Annotated in this window: 11 protein-coding genes; 8 read left to right on the forward strand and 3 right to left on the reverse strand. The window is 43.9% G+C overall.

Translation table 11 applies throughout. The annotated features are described in order from the left end of the window. The first annotated feature begins 36 nt into the window (after nucleotides 1–36). The 4 genes from R2I63_RS06720 to yajC are packed head-to-tail and all read left to right on the forward strand — an operon-like array spanning nucleotide 37 to nucleotide 3,074. Entirely contained in the window at nucleotides 37–879 is an 843-nt protein-coding gene (locus R2I63_RS06720) for an aminotransferase class IV (protein ID WP_316356054.1), read from the forward strand. Between the two features lie 55 nt (nucleotides 880–934). Beyond that, a complete protein-coding gene (locus R2I63_RS06725; RefSeq protein WP_316356056.1) occupies nucleotides 935–1,252 on the forward strand; it encodes a histone in 318 nt (105 codons plus the stop codon). Nucleotides 1,253–1,298: 46 nt separating this feature from the next. After that, entirely contained in the window at nucleotides 1,299–2,639 is a 1,341-nt protein-coding gene (gene rlmD / locus R2I63_RS06730) for a 23S rRNA (uracil(1939)-C(5))-methyltransferase RlmD (protein WP_316356058.1), read from the forward strand. A gap of 48 nt (nucleotides 2,640–2,687) precedes the next feature. Beyond that, nucleotides 2,688–3,074, forward strand: a complete 387-nt coding sequence (gene yajC, locus R2I63_RS06735) for a preprotein translocase subunit YajC (protein ID WP_316356061.1) — start codon at nucleotides 2,688–2,690, stop codon at nucleotides 3,072–3,074. A gap of 6 nt (nucleotides 3,075–3,080) precedes the next feature. On the opposite strand, the gene R2I63_RS06740 is transcribed toward yajC, so the two are convergent. Next, on the reverse strand, nucleotides 3,081–7,958 hold the full coding sequence (locus tag R2I63_RS06740; protein WP_316356063.1) for a hypothetical protein: 4,878 nt from the start codon (nucleotides 7,956–7,958) through the stop codon (nucleotides 3,081–3,083). A gap of 223 nt (nucleotides 7,959–8,181) precedes the next feature. Here R2I63_RS06740 and R2I63_RS06745 point away from each other — a divergent pair, with 223 nt between their 5' ends. Then, on the forward strand, nucleotides 8,182–9,030 hold the full coding sequence (locus R2I63_RS06745) for a mechanosensitive ion channel family protein (protein ID WP_316356064.1): 849 nt from the start codon (nucleotides 8,182–8,184) through the stop codon (nucleotides 9,028–9,030). Here the strand turns inward: R2I63_RS06745 and htpG are convergent. Next, entirely contained in the window at nucleotides 9,027–10,856 is a 1,830-nt protein-coding gene (gene htpG / locus R2I63_RS06750) for a molecular chaperone HtpG (RefSeq protein WP_316356066.1), read from the reverse strand. The two genes, R2I63_RS06745 and htpG, sit on opposite strands and share 4 nt — an antisense overlap. Before the next feature lie 114 nt (nucleotides 10,857–10,970). Between htpG and R2I63_RS06755 the strand changes: the two genes are divergently transcribed. Beyond that, complete coding sequence (locus R2I63_RS06755; RefSeq protein WP_316356069.1) at nucleotides 10,971–12,113, forward strand: hypothetical protein; 1,143 nt, start codon at nucleotides 10,971–10,973, stop codon at nucleotides 12,111–12,113. A 19-nt stretch (nucleotides 12,114–12,132) separates the two neighbouring features. Here R2I63_RS06755 and R2I63_RS06760 read toward each other — a convergent pair whose 3' ends face one another. Further along, the gene (locus R2I63_RS06760) at nucleotides 12,133–13,506 is read right to left on the reverse strand and encodes a sodium-dependent transporter (RefSeq protein WP_316356071.1); all 1,374 of its coding nucleotides are present in this window, start codon (nucleotides 13,504–13,506) and stop codon (nucleotides 12,133–12,135) included. Nucleotides 13,507–13,581: 75 nt separating this feature from the next. On the opposite strand from R2I63_RS06760, the gene R2I63_RS06765 reads away from it, so the two are divergent. Beyond that, the gene (locus R2I63_RS06765) at nucleotides 13,582–14,232 is read left to right on the forward strand and encodes a hypothetical protein (protein WP_316356073.1); all 651 of its coding nucleotides are present in this window, start codon (nucleotides 13,582–13,584) and stop codon (nucleotides 14,230–14,232) included. After that, nucleotides 14,229–15,509 carry an NADH:ubiquinone reductase (Na(+)-transporting) subunit F gene (nqrF, locus tag R2I63_RS06770; RefSeq protein ID WP_316356075.1) on the forward strand — a complete coding sequence of 427 codons (1,281 nt, stop codon included), beginning with the start codon at nucleotides 14,229–14,231 and terminating at the stop codon, nucleotides 15,507–15,509. Before R2I63_RS06765 ends, nqrF begins: the two co-directional genes overlap by 4 nt. The last annotated feature ends 1 nt before the right edge of the window (nucleotide 15,510 follow it).

Here is a 15,510-nt window from a genome sequence, read left to right on the forward strand (position 1 = left end):
TGCTCAAAAAGAGAGAGCTTTGCTAGTGTCTAGGGAATGACGACGCTAGTATATATCAATGGACAGTTTATTGATGGATCTGAGGCAAAGGTTTCGGCTTTGGACTTGAGTGTGCTTAGAGGTTTTGGGGTGATGGATTATCTCAGAACTTATGGAGGGACGCCTTTTCGTTTGCGTGCCCATTTGGAACGTTTTGTCGCATCGGCGGCGCTACTTGGACTTGAGGTTCCGGTGGGAATGGATGTGATGGAAGAGGTTATTCAAGAGCTTATTTCTCGGGGAGGATTTCAAGAGACGAGCGTTAAGGTGGTGCTTACTGGGGGAGTTTCCACGGATCAGTTGATGCCGGAGGGAGAGCCAACTTTTTTTGTGGTGGCTTATCCTTTTGCTCCGTTTCCGAGGAGGCATTTTGAAGAGGGGATTTTTCTGACGACAGAGGTTTATCAACGTCCTTTTCCTAAAGCAAAGAGTATCCATTATCTCCCAGCGATTATTGCGCTTAGAAAGGCAGAAAAAAGAGGCGCTGTGGATGTTTTGTTTCATGATGAAAAGGGGTGGATTCGAGAAACGGGCACGGCGAACTTTTTTGCGATCAAAAAAGGGAAAATCATCACACCGAAGGAAGGGATTTTAGAGGGGATTACGCGCGAGGTTGTGATGGAGCTTTGTGATGTAGAGGAGAGGGAAATCCATAGGGATGAAATTGGGGAGTTCGAAGGAGCTTTTTTAGCGTCGAGCAATAAGGAAGTGATGCCGGTTATTTCGATTGATAACTGTGTTATTAATAATCGCGTTATCCCTTTAACGATTCGCAATCTAATGCAATCCTTTGCAAATCACACAAAACTTTCTGAAAAAAACCTATTGCACAATATTTAAAAACTTTTCTATTGAAAAGAGCAGAATATGTTTTTCACGGAGGTTTTTTTTAAGCATGGCACTCAAGGATACAGTCAAAAAAATGGAGAGGATGTTAATGGATCTAGCAGTGGATCTTAGAAAGGCATCTGAAAAGGGGAATCGCGCTGCTTCTCAACGCGTGCGTACGGGAACAATTACGTTTGCAAAGGTTGCTAAGCAATATCGAAAAGAGTCTGTTTCTGCCGAAAAGAAAGGAAGTGGCAAAAAGCGAAAAAAGGCGAAGAAAACAACACGCAAAAAAGTTGCGAAGAAAAAAACAACAAAGAAAAAAGCAGTTCACAAAAAAGCGCCGGTTCGAAAGAAAAAAGTTGCTCGCAAAAAGCGTCGTTGACACTTCTATACGATATCTCTATGATTCCTCCTCTACAGGAGGAGTCATGGAGCTTCAATTAAAAATTCACAAATATTCAAAAAGAGGTCACGGCCTCGCCCCCCTTCCAGATAGACCAAGCCAAGCAGAAGTTGTAGGCTCTGTAATTGGTGATACGGTTGAAGTGGAGCTAGGAAAGAAAAAGAAAAAGGCCTATTCAACAACGCTTTTAAATGTCTTGAACCCTTCTGCAGATAGGGTGGCCCCAAGGTGCAAACATGTAGGGAAGTGCGGCGGTTGCACGTGGCAGCAGAAAAAATATGAAGCGCAGCTGAAGGCAAAGCAAGAGATGTTAAAGTCTCTTTTTCCAATCGAGCCTCTTCCGATTATTCCTTGCGATGATCCTTGGGAATATCGGAATAAAATGGAGTTTTCTTTTTCGCAGAATCGAGATGGAGAGAAGTTTCTTGGTTTGATGATTGCAAAGAGCAAGGGGCGGGTGATCAACTTGGAGGAATGTCATCTCACAAGTCCATGGTTTATAGAGGTGCTTAAGGCTGTTCGAGAATGGTGGGAAAAAAGTCCGCTTAAGGCTTACCACATGTACTCAGATACTGGCACACTTCGCACCTTGACGCTGAGGGAAGGAAGTGAAGGAAAGATGGTTTTCCTAACCATTTCTGGAAATCCCGAATATTGTATCCCCGGCAAGGAAATTCTCGCCTTTAAGGAGGCGGTACGGAAGGTGATTTCAAACCCTAGCCTATTCCTCCGCATTCAGCGGATTGCTAAAGGGACACCCACAGAGTTTTATGAGATGCACCTTGGCGGGCCTGAGCAAATAGAGGAAACGCTTCGTGTGAAGGGAAGAGATTTAACGTTTAAAATCAGTCCGGATTCGTTTTTTCAACCGAATCCACGGCAGGCAGAAAAACTTTACACGCGCGCTCTAGAGATTGCGGCGCCCGAGGCGGGAGATATGGTGTTCGATCTATATTGCGGCACGGCGACGCTTGGGATTGTCTTTGCGCCCTACGTTAAAAAGGTGCAGGGAATTGAGCTAAGCCCTTATGCGGTATGTGACGCAGAAGTGAACATTAAAGCAAATAGGGCGAAGAATATTGCGGTCTATAAGGGCGATGTGGGAGAGAGGTTGTCGCTTGTTTCCGAGGCGCCTGATCTTGCGATCATTGATCCTCCTCGCTGCGGTCTCAATCCGAGGGCTCTCAAACATTTGATACGTCTTGTGCCCAAAAAGATTTTATACATTTCATGCAATCCCAAAACACAAAGTGAAAATTTAACTGCACTTTTAGAGGCGGGATATCTCTTAAAAACAGTGCAGGGGGTCGATCAATTCCCCCATACAGTTCACTTAGAGACGATTGCTCTCCTCGAAAAACCCTAAATAGTGTACAATCGGGGAAATTCGAAAAAATTTTAACGAGGAACTCTCATGAAAAAAGCTTTATATCTTCTCGCTCCGCTGTTTGCTTCAGCAACTCTTTTTGCTGAAGAAGCAGCTCCTGCAGCACGTCAACAAAGCATGTGGCAAACCCTAATGATGATTGGAATTGCTCTTGTGTTCTTTTACATGATTCTTTGGCGTCCTGAGCAAAAAAGACGTAAGAAGATGCAACAGCAACGAGCTAGCATGAAGAAAGGGGATCGAGTGACTGCAATGGGAATCGTTGGAACGCTTGTGCGCACTGAGCAAGAGACTGTGATTCTAAAGATGGTTGATGGCGCCAAGATTGAAGTGATGAAGGCTGCAATTTCTGATGTTAAGCCTGGAAGCGAAGTTCAAGTTGAGGCGGCTGAAGCCCAAACAAACGGCGCTTAATCCTTTTTACTTGTTGAGTGCCCAGACACCAGAACTTGTCTGGTGATGGGTACTCGCCATCAAGCGATGGAACTGAACGTTTAGCTGGCGTACTGTTCTGCGCAGTGACTCGGCTTCTTTGGCTTTGAGAGTCTTCTTTTTGTTTTTAATGACATATAGAGATTCGTCTAGGTTGTTGAAGATATCTTCCCACATGATGAGGTGAATGCCAAAGTTTCTATAACGGCTTAATCCGGACCCATCTTTGGTTGCTTCATAAATACTTCTCATTAGATTTATGAGTAGAACACGTGTCAAATCTGCGGTTTCCTTATTGAGTTTTGTAATGCTTTCTCCGTTTACTTTTGGATTCAATGTAGCAAGAAGGCGTCTAACTTCCGTGAGTCTGGTGAATTCTTTTGTATCCATAATGCCACTCACTCTACCTGTGACTTCAAAGAAGTCAGAAAATAGACTTAAGTTTTTAAGTAGTCCTGAACGTTTGTTGATTTGTGCAATTTGAGACGAAACATATTTTGCATATCGACCTTGATATTTGTTTCCTACGAGGTCATAGGCTGGTCGAAGAGTGATTCTTTTTTCTTTTACAGGTTGCTCTGCAAGGGCTCTCGTTTTCTCAAGGTTTGAAGAGATTGTTAGGTAATCTTGGTGATTGTTTGTAACTTCCTGAAGAGGTTTATCTCCTTCTGCAAGCTGCAAAGAAAAGGCGTCGCCGCCAAGGGCTGCCCCGAGAACTTCCATCACTTCTCCGGCATTCACTGCTTGCTGGATATTCCTTTGGAGTTGAGTCAGCTCAATTCTTTCATGAGGACGCGCTGTCTCTTCTCTTGCAGCGCGATAAGCGATGTTAAGTTCTTCATATCTAATTTCTCTATCCTGCAGAGTGTGCTCCAACTCTTTGATTTGAGCAACAATCCCCTCTCTCTCTCTTGCTGCTGAGTCGCTAATTTTTTCATTGAGAGAGTTTGCAGATATTAACTCTTCCTCGAAATGTGTAGCTTGCGCCTGAGCCTCTTTTAGGTCCTTTTTTAGGCTGCAAACTTCTAGCTCAAGGGTTTGGGCTTGACTTTCAAACTCTTTGCGCTGTGCAAGGGCTGTGTCGCGTTCCTCAGTTGCTCCTTCAGCGAATTTAAGATATTCCGTGTGGGTATCGAAAGCTTTTTGCAATTGACTTTTGCTTAATTGAATCTCTTTGACCCTTCCTAGGAGGCTTGCAGTAAGCTCTTCAGGGTCTTCGATTGTAAAGGGGACTTCAAGGACAGCAGCAATGTGCTCAAGAGCCAATTTGAGGCGGCCATTTTCTGCTCGAAGTGCTCTTTCTGCCTCTGGCGTTAGACGCTCTTCTACTTGTCTTTCTGCAGCTTGCAGTGAAGCTTGAAGTTCTTTTAAGCTTTGTCTAAGAAGCCCAACCTCACTTTCATGCTGAGATTGACTTTCTAGCCTCTCGGCATTTGCTAATGCTAGCTCTTCTCCTCTTTGTGACAGTTGTGCTTGGAGATCTTGAGTTTTTCTTGTAAGTGACGAGACTTGTTCACCTAATCTAGCTTCGGTGAGTTGCGCTTGTCTTGCTGCTTTTTTCTGCTCTGATAATTCTCTTTTGAGCGCTAAGATTTCTTCCAGTGAACTGCTACTGCTTACTTCAAGCTCAGAAGTGAGACGCTCAACTTTTTGCAGGGCTCTTTCCTTTGAGTGATTAGCCGCTGCAAGTTCTTCTGTTGTTAAACGAAGCTGCTCACCTAATTCATGGAGTTGTGCGCTTAAATTCTGCTCTTGCTCGGATAGCTGTACTTGGAGGGTTTCAGCTTTTCTTGTAAGCGATAAGACTTGGTCATTTAGCCTGGTTTCAGTTAACGTAGCTTTTTTTGCTGCTTTTCTCAGCTCTGATAACTGCCTTTTAAGTTCTAAAGTTTCTTCCAGTGAACTGCTATTGCTAGCTTCAAGCTCAGAAGTTAGATGCTCAACTTTTCTCTGAGCTCTTTGTTTTAAATGGTTAGCAGTTTCAAGTTCGCCTCTTATTTGTCGGGCTTCTTCTCGAACTTCTCGTAGTGTTTCCCTAAGTTGAGAGATTTCAATGTCATGTTGAGACTTGTTTTCAAGGCTTTGGGCTTTTTTCAGAGAAAGTTGTTCATTCAGCGCTGAAGATCTTAAGTCTGCCTTTCTGAGCTCTTCTTCAAGTCGGGTGATTGTTTCATCTCTTTTCCTTACTTCTGCTAGCGGTACGTGTTTGTCCACTTCTTCAAGAGCAGCTGTTGCTTTCTCCCTTTCAAGTCTTAGCTCTTCTGTGAGTCTCAAAACAGCGCTTTTTTGTGATGTGAGCTCTTCTCGTAGTTGTTGGGCTTCAAGTGGGGTGAGACGCTGGCTAAGTTCGGCAACTTCCTTTGCATACGCGGCATTTTGATTTTCAGCCTCTCTTCTGACATGAGCAAGCTCGTTTGAAAGATCTTCAATTTCTTGTTTTTGGGCAACAAGTGCCATTTCTTGTTCTTCATTTGCTCGTGTTAGATTGGAAATTCCGTGTAGTAGTTTTTGTTTGTGTTCTTCACTTTCTCCAAGGAGGTCTTCAAGGCGCACTTTTTCTCTTCGGAGGGCGTCGCATTCTTCTGTAAGTTCTCGGTTATCGTCAAGAAGCTGAGCGCGCTCTTTTTGAAGTGCATCGATGGTTCTTGATTGTTCAAGATTGGTGGTGCTAGCTTGATCAAGCTTAGCTTGAAGGGTGACTCCTTTTTCTTGCTCCGCTCGGAGTTCCTTTAGTGCCTGGCTGTGCTCTGATTGAAGAGCGGTAAATCCTTCTCTACTTCGTTCAAGCTCTATTCCAAGCTCTTTGAGTTGACTTTTTTGCTTTAAGACGATTTCGCCAACGCGTTCAATTTCTCTTTCTGCCGCGCTTTTGAGAGAGACTAATTCTTCGCCAAGGCGGTGTAAGTCTCTTTGATTTCCTTCTAGATTTCTTTGTGCATCTTCGAGCCTTCGACTTACTGCGTCGTGTGCTTCTTTTCTCTCTCTAACCTCTGTAGTCCGGTCGCGCACTTGCCCCTCTAGATCTCTTTTTTGTGCACTAAACTCGCGGCGGAGGCGTTCACTCCGCTCTTCAGCATCAAGAGCGCGGTCCTTTTCTCCTAAAAGCTCAGCTTCTACTTGAAGCAACCTTTTCTCAGTTTTTTCGTGAGTATGTTTTAATGATGCAAGAGCTTCTCGCGCTCCATTTCGCTGCTCTAATAAGGTGGCATTTTCTCTTTGAAGAGTCTCGATCCTTTGTACAAGCGTCGCAACTTCCTTTCTGAGGGCTAGGCCAGCTTCTTCAGATAGTGTTAAGCGCTCAGTCACGTCTTGGAGTTGTTTTCCTAATTGCTTTGCTGTATGTGTCGCTTGTCTAAGGTTTTCTCTTACAAGACGGTTGCCATCTTCTCCAGTGACGCGTAGCTGCTCGGTTAAATCTCCTAATTGCTTGACTTCACATGTGGCTTGTTTAAGATCGCTCTCGACTTCACCTTTTTGCTGACGGAGGTCTCTGCTTGTTGCTTGTTCTTTTTCAAGGGCAGCACCTAATCGTGCTGTTTCTTCCTTTTCCAGCACAAGTTTTTGGCGAAGATCCGTCGTGATTTCTTTTTCAGCTTGCAATGCTAATCTGAGTTGTCCAGTCAGTTGTTCAATGCGCTCTTCGTTTCCAGTACCGCGCGCTTTTAGCTCTTTGACTTCTTGTATGAGACGATGAATAGTCTCTTGATCATTTCTGAATTGAAAGTTTAAATTGAAGACGGTGCACTTAAGTCTTTTGATTTCGTCAGTTGCTTGGGGATTACGCTCTTGATATTCCTTGAGGGCTTTTTGAGCATTGTCGAGTTGCCTTCTAAGCTCGACATTAGCACCTCTTATCTCAACGGCTTTTGCAAGCATATCCTCTGGGAGATCGACCTTTAGAGCCTCTTGCAAGGTTCCTTCTCGTTCTCTTAGGGTATCGATTGTTCTTTCTAGGCTCCTAAGGTTTTCGAGAGCTCCTTCGGTGGTATCGGAAAAGAGTTCTTCGTGGAGTGTTCCTAGCTCGTGGCGGGGTTGTCCGTAGGCTCTTCTAAGATGGTCATTCTCTTCTTCGAGCCCTTTTAGATCTTCTTGTGATCCAGTGCACACTCTTTTGAGGTGATCATTTTCTCTTAGGAGATCATCCATTTCAGCAGGGTGGGCCAGGCCGCGGTCTCTTGCTTGGTCAATAAGTCTGTCAACCTGTCCTGTTGTCCTTTTGAGCTGTCTGCGTAGTGTCTCAATTTCTCGTTCGGTGGCGGGGGATCGTGCATCTCTTGATCTGAGCAGCTCTAATAGAAGGCTGCGATTTTCGCGGATATCTTCTCTGATCTCTCTCATATCTCCTCGCAGTCTTTCGTTTGCGAGTTGATTTTCAAGGGAATGAATTCTTTCATGCAATTGAGCGGTTTCTGGAGAAGAAACTGGAGTGGGATAGCCATGGCTCCATTCTCTCGGGCGAGGGTGCATGTCTTCTGGTCTTGAATGAGCGAGACTTGATTGCATCGCTAGGTAAAGTTGCCGCGACTTTTCCGCAATGGCAATGACTTCAGGAGGTGTATGGTCTTTTTCAAAATCAATGTGTTGGAAGTCGGTTGTTCCTGTTTTTGCGACGAATAACTCTCTTTGAGGAGTCACTTTTATTTGAACGAGGTTAGGAGTTGAATGTAGCTTGGAAGCAATTTGCCCCTGAACGGTCGGATTTGCCAAAAGCCCTGCAACATCTTGCCCGATATAGAGGGAAAGATCATTTTTATCACCTTGAGTGTAAGCTTGATAAAGTCTTTTATTGCTTCGCAGGTGTTGAGCTTCTCCGCCAAAAAAAAGTTCAGCCTCACGAATTGGGCTGTGTATAGCTGTATGTGACATCCTAAATTACTCGTTATTAAGTGTTGTTTTTATAGATTAGGACTGCTCCGTCCCATATCTTATATTATTATAACATGTTTATTGTTTATTTGACTATTCAATAGTTAATTATACTAAATTTTAAGTCGTTGGTTTTTAAATAAATGAGAGTTTCAAAAAAAATCAAAGTTGAAATATTGATCGAAAAAGCTCATAGTAAGCGACTTGCTTAAGGAGAGTCAAAATGGGGTTTTTAGAGCAGTTTTTAACAACAAAATTGATCGCTACTGTTGTTCTGGTTTTTGTTTTAGGGGCCTCTAGGTACTTTATCGCAAGATATATACGGCGCTCCCGTCGGGATTGGACCTCTCAGCAGCGCCTAAGGTGGATTAGCTCCACACGCTCTTTTGTGTTCATCTTGATTCTCGTGAGCGTGATCTTCCTATGGGGAGAGACGATCCAGGGTTTTGCAATCTCGGTGTTTGCGATTGCTTTCGCCATGGTCTTTTCGGTGAAGGAGCTCTGTATGTCTTTCAACGGATCAGTTGTTCGATTTCGAGGGAAATTTTTTGATATTGGAGACCGGATTGAGGTCGGAGAGGTTAGGGGAGATGTGATCGATACCACCCTCCTTTCTACCACCGTTGAAGAGGTAGGGCGAGGAGCTTCAAATCATCTTTACACCGGGAGGAGAATTTCGTTCTCGAATAGCATTTTTCTCTCGCAGCCTGTGATCAATGAGTCTTTTCTAGAAAACTACACCATGATCCGAATGGGAATTCCCCTGAAATTGGAAGCTGATTGGAAGGGGGGCAAACAGTTATTGCTTAAAATCGCAGAGGAAGAAGCGGCTCCCTATCTTGAACAGTCGCGGCGGCGTATGGCACAGATGGAGCGGAGAAGAGGGATGCAGCTTCCGTCTGTTGAGCCTCGTGTTACCATCGGCCTCCCAGAAGTTGAGAAAGTCGTTCTTCACCTCCGTATGCCGTCGCCTATTCACCTCAAAGAGCGTCTTGAACAGGTCGTTCTCTCTCGTTTTCTCGAAAGGTTTTATCATGACGCTCCTTTAGAAAAGCTCCTTCCTAAAGCTTAATTCTTTTTCGTAGCGGCGCCCGTGAGTTGTTCAAGGACATCCGTCGAACGCTTTAAAAAAGCAGAAAAGTCTTCTGGTCCCAGTTCCCGCTGCGAGAGAAGGGAAAGTTCATATAGCTGCTGCACTAGAGATGTCGCAAGCTCTTTATCTTTTTTCTCAAGCTTTTGGATGGATTGTACAAGAGGGCTGTTTGTATTGACAACGAATGTCCGCTTACTGCCCATGCTTGCTGGGAGATCTTGACCAGAAAGAGCAAAATAATCGCGCATTCTTCTCTCTCTTTCAGAAAGCATCATGAAAGCTGGGACAGAATTACTGGAAAGGCTTTTTGCTTCGACTTCTAGGGTTTCATCGCTTAGTTTTGAGCGGAAATAATCGGCGATCTTAACCGCTTCGGTTTTTCCATCGGCATCAAGAACGGATTTTTCCCGCTCTTTGTCGAGAATTATATCGTCAACTGCTCCATCGAGGCGTTGAAATGTTGTACCGGAATGTTTTCCTTCTAAAAAGGTCATAAGGGGAGTGTCAAGATGGGAAGGAGCAAACAGGATTTCGATTCCTTTTTCCTTGTACATCTCAAAGAAGTGAGAGGTCTGTTTTTCATCATGATGATAATAAACTTTTTTCTCAGGATTTCTTTCTATGTACTCATCGAGAGTGGTCCATTCATCGTTAGAGGTTTTCCAAATGAGACAGTCTTTTGCGCGGTCGTAAAACTTGTCGTCTTGCAAGATTCCAAGCTTCAGAATCATTTCAATATCGGGCCATTTTGAGACGTATCCTTCTTTGTCGGCTTGCAGGGTTTGAAGGAGTTTGTCGGAAACTTTTTTCGAAATGTGGCTGGCAAGTTGTCTGACGGTTTTGTCCATTTGAAGATTCGAGCGGGAGACATTGAGAGGAATGTCTGGGCTGTCAATAATGCCGCGTAGTACGGTCAAAAAGTCAGGAATTAGATCTTTACAATTATCAGAGACAAAGACGCGGTTACAATAGAGTTGAAGAGCTGTTTGGTTAGGATCTAGGCGACGGTTCACTTTAGGAAAGTAGAGGATTCCTTGTAGATTGAAAGGGTAGTCGACGTTGAGGTGGATCCAAAAAATGGGGTCGGGTTCCATTGGGTAAAGTGCTTTGTAGAAATCGAGATAGTCTTTATCTGTGCACTCTGAGGCAGGCTTAATCCACAGAGGTTCGATATCGTTAATTTGTTTTCCATTGAGGAAAATAGGGTAAGGGAGGAAGCGACAGTGGCGCATAAGTAGAGCGCGGATCTTATCCTCTTCCAGAAATTCTTCGGACTCTTTGTTGAGGTGAAGGGTAATCTCCGTTCCTCTAACGTCTCGTTTTCCTGCGTCAAGGGTATAGTCAGGAGAGCCATTGCAGGACCAATGTGCTGCTTTAGAGCCCTTTTGAAAAGAGAGGGTATCGATTTCAACAGAGTCGCTCACCATAAAGGAGGAATAGAATCCGAGGCCAAAGTGACCAATCATTTGGTCGGTTCCCTCATCGTCTTGATACTTTTTCACAAACTCTTCAGCTCCTGAAAAGGCAAGTTGCGCAATGTACTTTTCCACCTCATCTGCAGTCATTCCAAGGCCAGTATCGGTGATCTTTAGAGTCTTTTGTTCTTTGTCCATTTCAATATCGATCCGCAACTCTTCATCTTTGAAGTCTGTTTTCCCCTGGTCGCGGAGGATTTTGAGTTTACTCATGGCATCACAGGAATTTGAAACGAGCTCCCTAAGGAAGATGTCCCGGTCAGTGTAAAGCCATTTTTTGATAATGGGAAGGATATTTTCGCTGTGAATTTTAAGGGTGCCTTGGGTCATTGTATCTGTCCTTAATTTTGCTTAAAAAGGGCCATTTTATCCCCTTTGTGGCTCTATAGCAAGACATTTATTCTCAAATTCTCTATACTCCCTGGCAAATATGAGGTGAATTTAGTGGAATCTGTACAAAGTCGTCTTCAGCGCGTTCAAGAAGATTTTTTAGGTGGCGAGGTTTCTGTAGCTACGTTGCGTGAGCATGTCAAAGATATTTTTGATGCTGCCTTGGCGGAGCTGTACTTAGATCGAGATCCATTGGCTAAATTGATTGCGAAGCTTCATACAGTGGGGGTGATGACGCCTCTCAATATTGGTCCAGATGAGCTCTTGATTATGAAGGGAGATATCAGCCAATTTTCTGATGGTGGGCAAAGTAGTGCGTGTACAAGCTGTGCACAGTCCTTTTTGCAACGTCTATTGTCTACGGGGCCTCGAAGAATTTCGAAAGAAGAGATTAATGAGACTGTAGAAGATGGGAAACTAAACTATGCACTCCTTTATGCTACTTCTAAAAACTATGCAGAAATTTCTAAAATTACCGGAGAAGGGGAAGTTCCAATTTATGATTGTTTTAGCCATTTTGATTCTGCATCGACGTATGAGCTAAAGAATTTACCCGGGGCTTTAGGAGAGCAAACCTTGGGAGCTGACTTTGAGTCAAGCGCTCAGTTTTTCTTAGGAGAGTTGGAGCGACTTGATGCGTATCATTCTAAATATGAGAATGTTGGATTTATTGTCCATACCCAAGGCAAAACCTTCGCGCTTGCGCTTGTAGGAAACGGGGATTCTAAAACATATTTCTTATTTGACTCTCATGGGTGTGAGGCTATCAATAGAAGCAAGGAAGCCTTTGTTGCAGCTTCAAAGAAGCCTGCAGAGATGGTACGGGTTCTTCAATCTCTTTGCCCTTTCAAGAGAACTGAAAGATTTGTTTTAGGGGAAGATCCAATTCCCGAAGCGTCTGCTAGAGAAATGGATAGAGAAAACAACTCTTATATCGCTTACCCAGCTGTTTTTGGAGAAATTGTTGAAAGGGAGGTTGCTCTTATCCCTGTCCATACTCTGGAAGTTCTACCAATTCGCTCTAGCGAAGCACTTCTTAGAGAAAGAAAGGTTCGAGTATTTGCTTACCTAGCTTTGATGAGTATGCTTGCCACAACCTATCACTACCACAAGCCGTTGAGCCATTATGTCTTCTCGCAGACTCTTCCAAAAGATCCTCCGATTCCTCCGCCTCGAGTTGTTCCTTCTGTTGCTTAAATCTTTTGTAGGGCTCTATCTAGAACAACGCTGAAAGATTAAGGATCCCTGCTTGCTCAAGAATGATGAGTGTTACGGCAAGAGGTGCGACATAACGAACCATAAAAAACCAGGGCTTGAATAGGTATCCCATGGTTGTCCCTCTTAGAAATTCCTCTTTTGTTAGTTCCTTTTTCATCACAATGCCAATAAAGAGCGCTGTGAGCAGTCCTGCGATGGGCATCATCCAGCTTGCGGTGATGTAGTTCATTGTATCGAAGAAGTTCTTTCCGTAGATTTTCTCCCAATTAGGAAAAAGAGCTCCCGATCCCGCAAGAGCGGAGGGAATTCCAAAAATAAAGATTCCAACAGCGGAGAAGATCACGGCTTTTGAGCGCTTCCATGAAAAGAGTTCCATAAGGTTTGCTACAAGGACTTCCAATAGGGAGATTGAAGAGGTGAGAGCGGTAAAGACAAAGAGAAGGAAAAAGACCGTCGAGATCACAAGGCTTCCAGGGAGTTTCGCAAAGAGGATGGGCATAGTCTTAAAGATTAAGCCAGGACCTCCTTCAGGAGGAAAGTTAAAGGAGAAGACGATCGGAAAGATCATCATTGCTGCCATAAGAGAGACAAGGAGGGTCATCATCGCTACAATGAAGGCGGTACGTGGAATATTCTCATTGGGTTTTAGGTAACTTCCATATGTCACAATAATACCAAGGCCAACGCTCAAGGTGAAAAATGCCATCCCCAGAGCATTCAAAATTACAGCGGGGGTGAGTTTTGAAAAGTCCGGGTAAAAGATAAATCTCAAGGCTTGCCCAAATCCAGGGAGGGTAAACCCATAGATAAACATGGCAAGTAGGATAAAAAGGAGGGCGGGTGTTAAGATCCGGCTCCAGTGCTCGATTCCTTTTCGAATTCCGTTATAGACAACGCCAACGTTGAGAAGGATAAAGAGAAAGAGCCAGAAGATACTTAGGTCGGAGGAAGTGTAGACAATATCAAAGATAGAGCGGATTTCTTCTGGGGTTTTCCCTATTGTAAATTGATTTAGCGACATGAGAGCATAGTTCAAGCACCAACCAGAGACAACACAATAGAAGGAGAGGACAATAAAGCTCGTAAGCATATTGAGGTAACCCATCATCCGCCAGTTGCTTGACTGGTTTGAAAGAGATTGGTAGGCAAAGATTGGGCTACGCTGCGCCTTTCTACCGATCATCAACTCCCCAATAAAGATAGGCACGCCGAGCAGGAAGGTAAAGGCAATATAGAGAAGGACGAAGGCTCCGCCTCCGTTGTCCCCTGCAGTGTAGGGAAAGCGCCATAGGCTACCCAGACCAATTGCAGACCCTGCAGCAGCCATGATAAACCCGAAGTGGGACGCCCAATGTTCTCTTTGTTCTTTCATTCCCGGAATAGTATCTTTTTTTTTTATTTGCAGCAAGGATCCCCACATGATAAACGAGAGGAAGAGGGGGATTCTATGCAATATCAAGCTGTGTCAGATCAACATCAAGTACTTCAAAATGAGCAGTGGGCGTGGTCTCCTTGGGTAGATCAAGTCATTGATTATATTGATAAACAGCTGAATTGGCTTGATTTTGCATTTTTTGGACTAGGCGTTCTTATCCTTCTGATCCTATTGGTTATTCTTTTGAGAAGGCGTTCTCGAATGCAATCTGAAACTGTCGAAAAATATGAAGAAGATATTGAAGCGATTAAAAAAGGGCACTTGGAAGAGATTTCCCGCGCAGAGAAAAGCATCAAATTCTTTAAGGAAAAGCTAGAAGAAACTGAAGCTGAGTTCCAAAAGGATCTCAAAAAACAAGAAAAAGTGTATAATGAAAGTCTTAAAGAATCTGAGGCCGAGCATTCGAAACGGATTCAGAAGATTGAAAAAGGGCACACACAGATCCGTTCGACTGATGAGCACAGCATTTTTGAGCTTAAACAGCAAATCAATCGTCTTAGAAACAAGCAAATGAATGAAGTAGAAACCTTTCAGGCAGAAATTAAGAGTCTGAAGGGTGAGATTGAAGGAATGCATGAAGGACATGTAAAAGCGATTGAAAGGGCAGAAATGGAAATTAGTGATTTGCGGAAGCAAATGCAGGCTTTAATGTACCGCGTATGAGTATTGAAGTGAGTGTGATAGCAGTTATTGCCTTTGTCTTTATAGGGACACTCCTGTCTGGAATAATTCTATATACCAGAAGGCGTTTGGTGAGCACTGCTCCATGCAAGATTGAGATTAATAAAGATCCTTCTTTGACGAAAGAGGTTGAAGGCGGAAAGACACTCTTGTCTGCACTTTTAGAGCAGGGAATTGCTATTCCGTCTCCATGTGGGGGGAAAGCAACCTGCAAGCAGTGTCGAGTGCAAGTTGTCAAGGGTGGGGACGATAGCCTTGAAACCGACAAGGCGACCTTTACTCCTAAACAGCTAACGGAGGGGTGGCGTCTCTCCTGTCAGTGCAAGGTGAAGCATGATTTAGGGCTGAAGCTTCCTGATACGTTACTTACACTGAAGGAAATTAGAGGAACGGTAGTGTCTAATCGAAATGTTGCCACTTTTATTAAGGAACTGGTGATTGAGGTGCCTGAGTCTGAAAGGGTCGATTATATTCCAGGGGACTATCTGCAGTTTCACGTGCCGAATTATCGGACTAATACTGAAGAATGGAGGAAGACGATGGATGAAGAATATTATGAAGATTGGGAACATTTTGATCTTTTTGGACATCCGGTAGAATATGAGGAAGGGGAAGAAGAGGTGATCCGTGCCTATTCAATGGCTTCTTATCCTGAAGAAGGAAACCTTTTTAAGTTTAACATTCGAATCGCAACACCCCCCTTCATTCGAGGCAAAATTGCTCCCGATATTCCCTGGGGAATTTGTTCTTCTTATATCTTCGGGCTGCAAGAAGGGGAAGGGGTGCGTCTTTCAGGCCCTTATGGAGAATCTCATATGGTAGAAGACGATCGAGAGATTGTTTTTCTCATTGGAGGTGCAGGTTCATCATTTGGTCGTAGTCACATTATGGACCTTTTTAAAACACGAAAAACGCAGAGGAAGATCACCTTGTGGTATGGTGCCCGCTCTTTGAAAGAGAATATTTATCAAGATGATTACGAGGGGCTTGACCAAGCATTTGCAAATTTTTCCTATCATTTGGTATTATCGGAGCCAACTGACAAAGATCTCAAAGAAGGGTGGCCCAAAGAGGACCCTCTGAAAACCAACTATCTCTTTAAAGCCTTCGAAGCAGGGCAGCTCAAAGAGATGGAAGAACCCGAAAATGCTCTCTACTTCGTGTGTGGACCACCACTGCACAACAGCAGCGTTTTAAAGCTTCTGGATGACTATGGAGTCCCAGAAGAAAATGTAATATTAGATGATTTTGGAAGCTAGG

The organism is Candidatus Neptunochlamydia sp. REUL1 (assembly GCF_963457595.1).
Taxonomy (GTDB): Bacteria; Chlamydiota; Chlamydiia; order Chlamydiales; family Simkaniaceae; genus Neptunichlamydia.

Coding starts and splice junctions, on each gene's coding strand:
- R2I63_RS06765 (WP_316356073.1), top strand. CDS start 13,582: ATGCAATATCAAGCTGTGTCAGATCAACATCAAGTACTTCAAAATGAG.
- yajC (WP_316356061.1), top strand. CDS start 2,688: ATGAAAAAAGCTTTATATCTTCTCGCTCCGCTGTTTGCTTCAGCAACT.
- R2I63_RS06720 (WP_316356054.1), top strand. CDS start 37: ATGACGACGCTAGTATATATCAATGGACAGTTTATTGATGGATCTGAG.
- htpG (WP_316356066.1), bottom strand. CDS start 10,856: ATGACCCAAGGCACCCTTAAAATTCACAGCGAAAATATCCTTCCCATT.
- R2I63_RS06745 (WP_316356064.1), top strand. CDS start 8,182: ATGGGGTTTTTAGAGCAGTTTTTAACAACAAAATTGATCGCTACTGTT.
- nqrF (WP_316356075.1), top strand. CDS start 14,229: ATGAGTATTGAAGTGAGTGTGATAGCAGTTATTGCCTTTGTCTTTATA.
- rlmD (WP_316356058.1), top strand. CDS start 1,299: ATGGAGCTTCAATTAAAAATTCACAAATATTCAAAAAGAGGTCACGGC.
- R2I63_RS06725 (WP_316356056.1), top strand. CDS start 935: ATGGCACTCAAGGATACAGTCAAAAAAATGGAGAGGATGTTAATGGAT.
- R2I63_RS06760 (WP_316356071.1), bottom strand. CDS start 13,506: ATGAAAGAACAAAGAGAACATTGGGCGTCCCACTTCGGGTTTATCATG.
- R2I63_RS06740 (WP_316356063.1), bottom strand. CDS start 7,958: ATGTCACATACAGCTATACACAGCCCAATTCGTGAGGCTGAACTTTTT.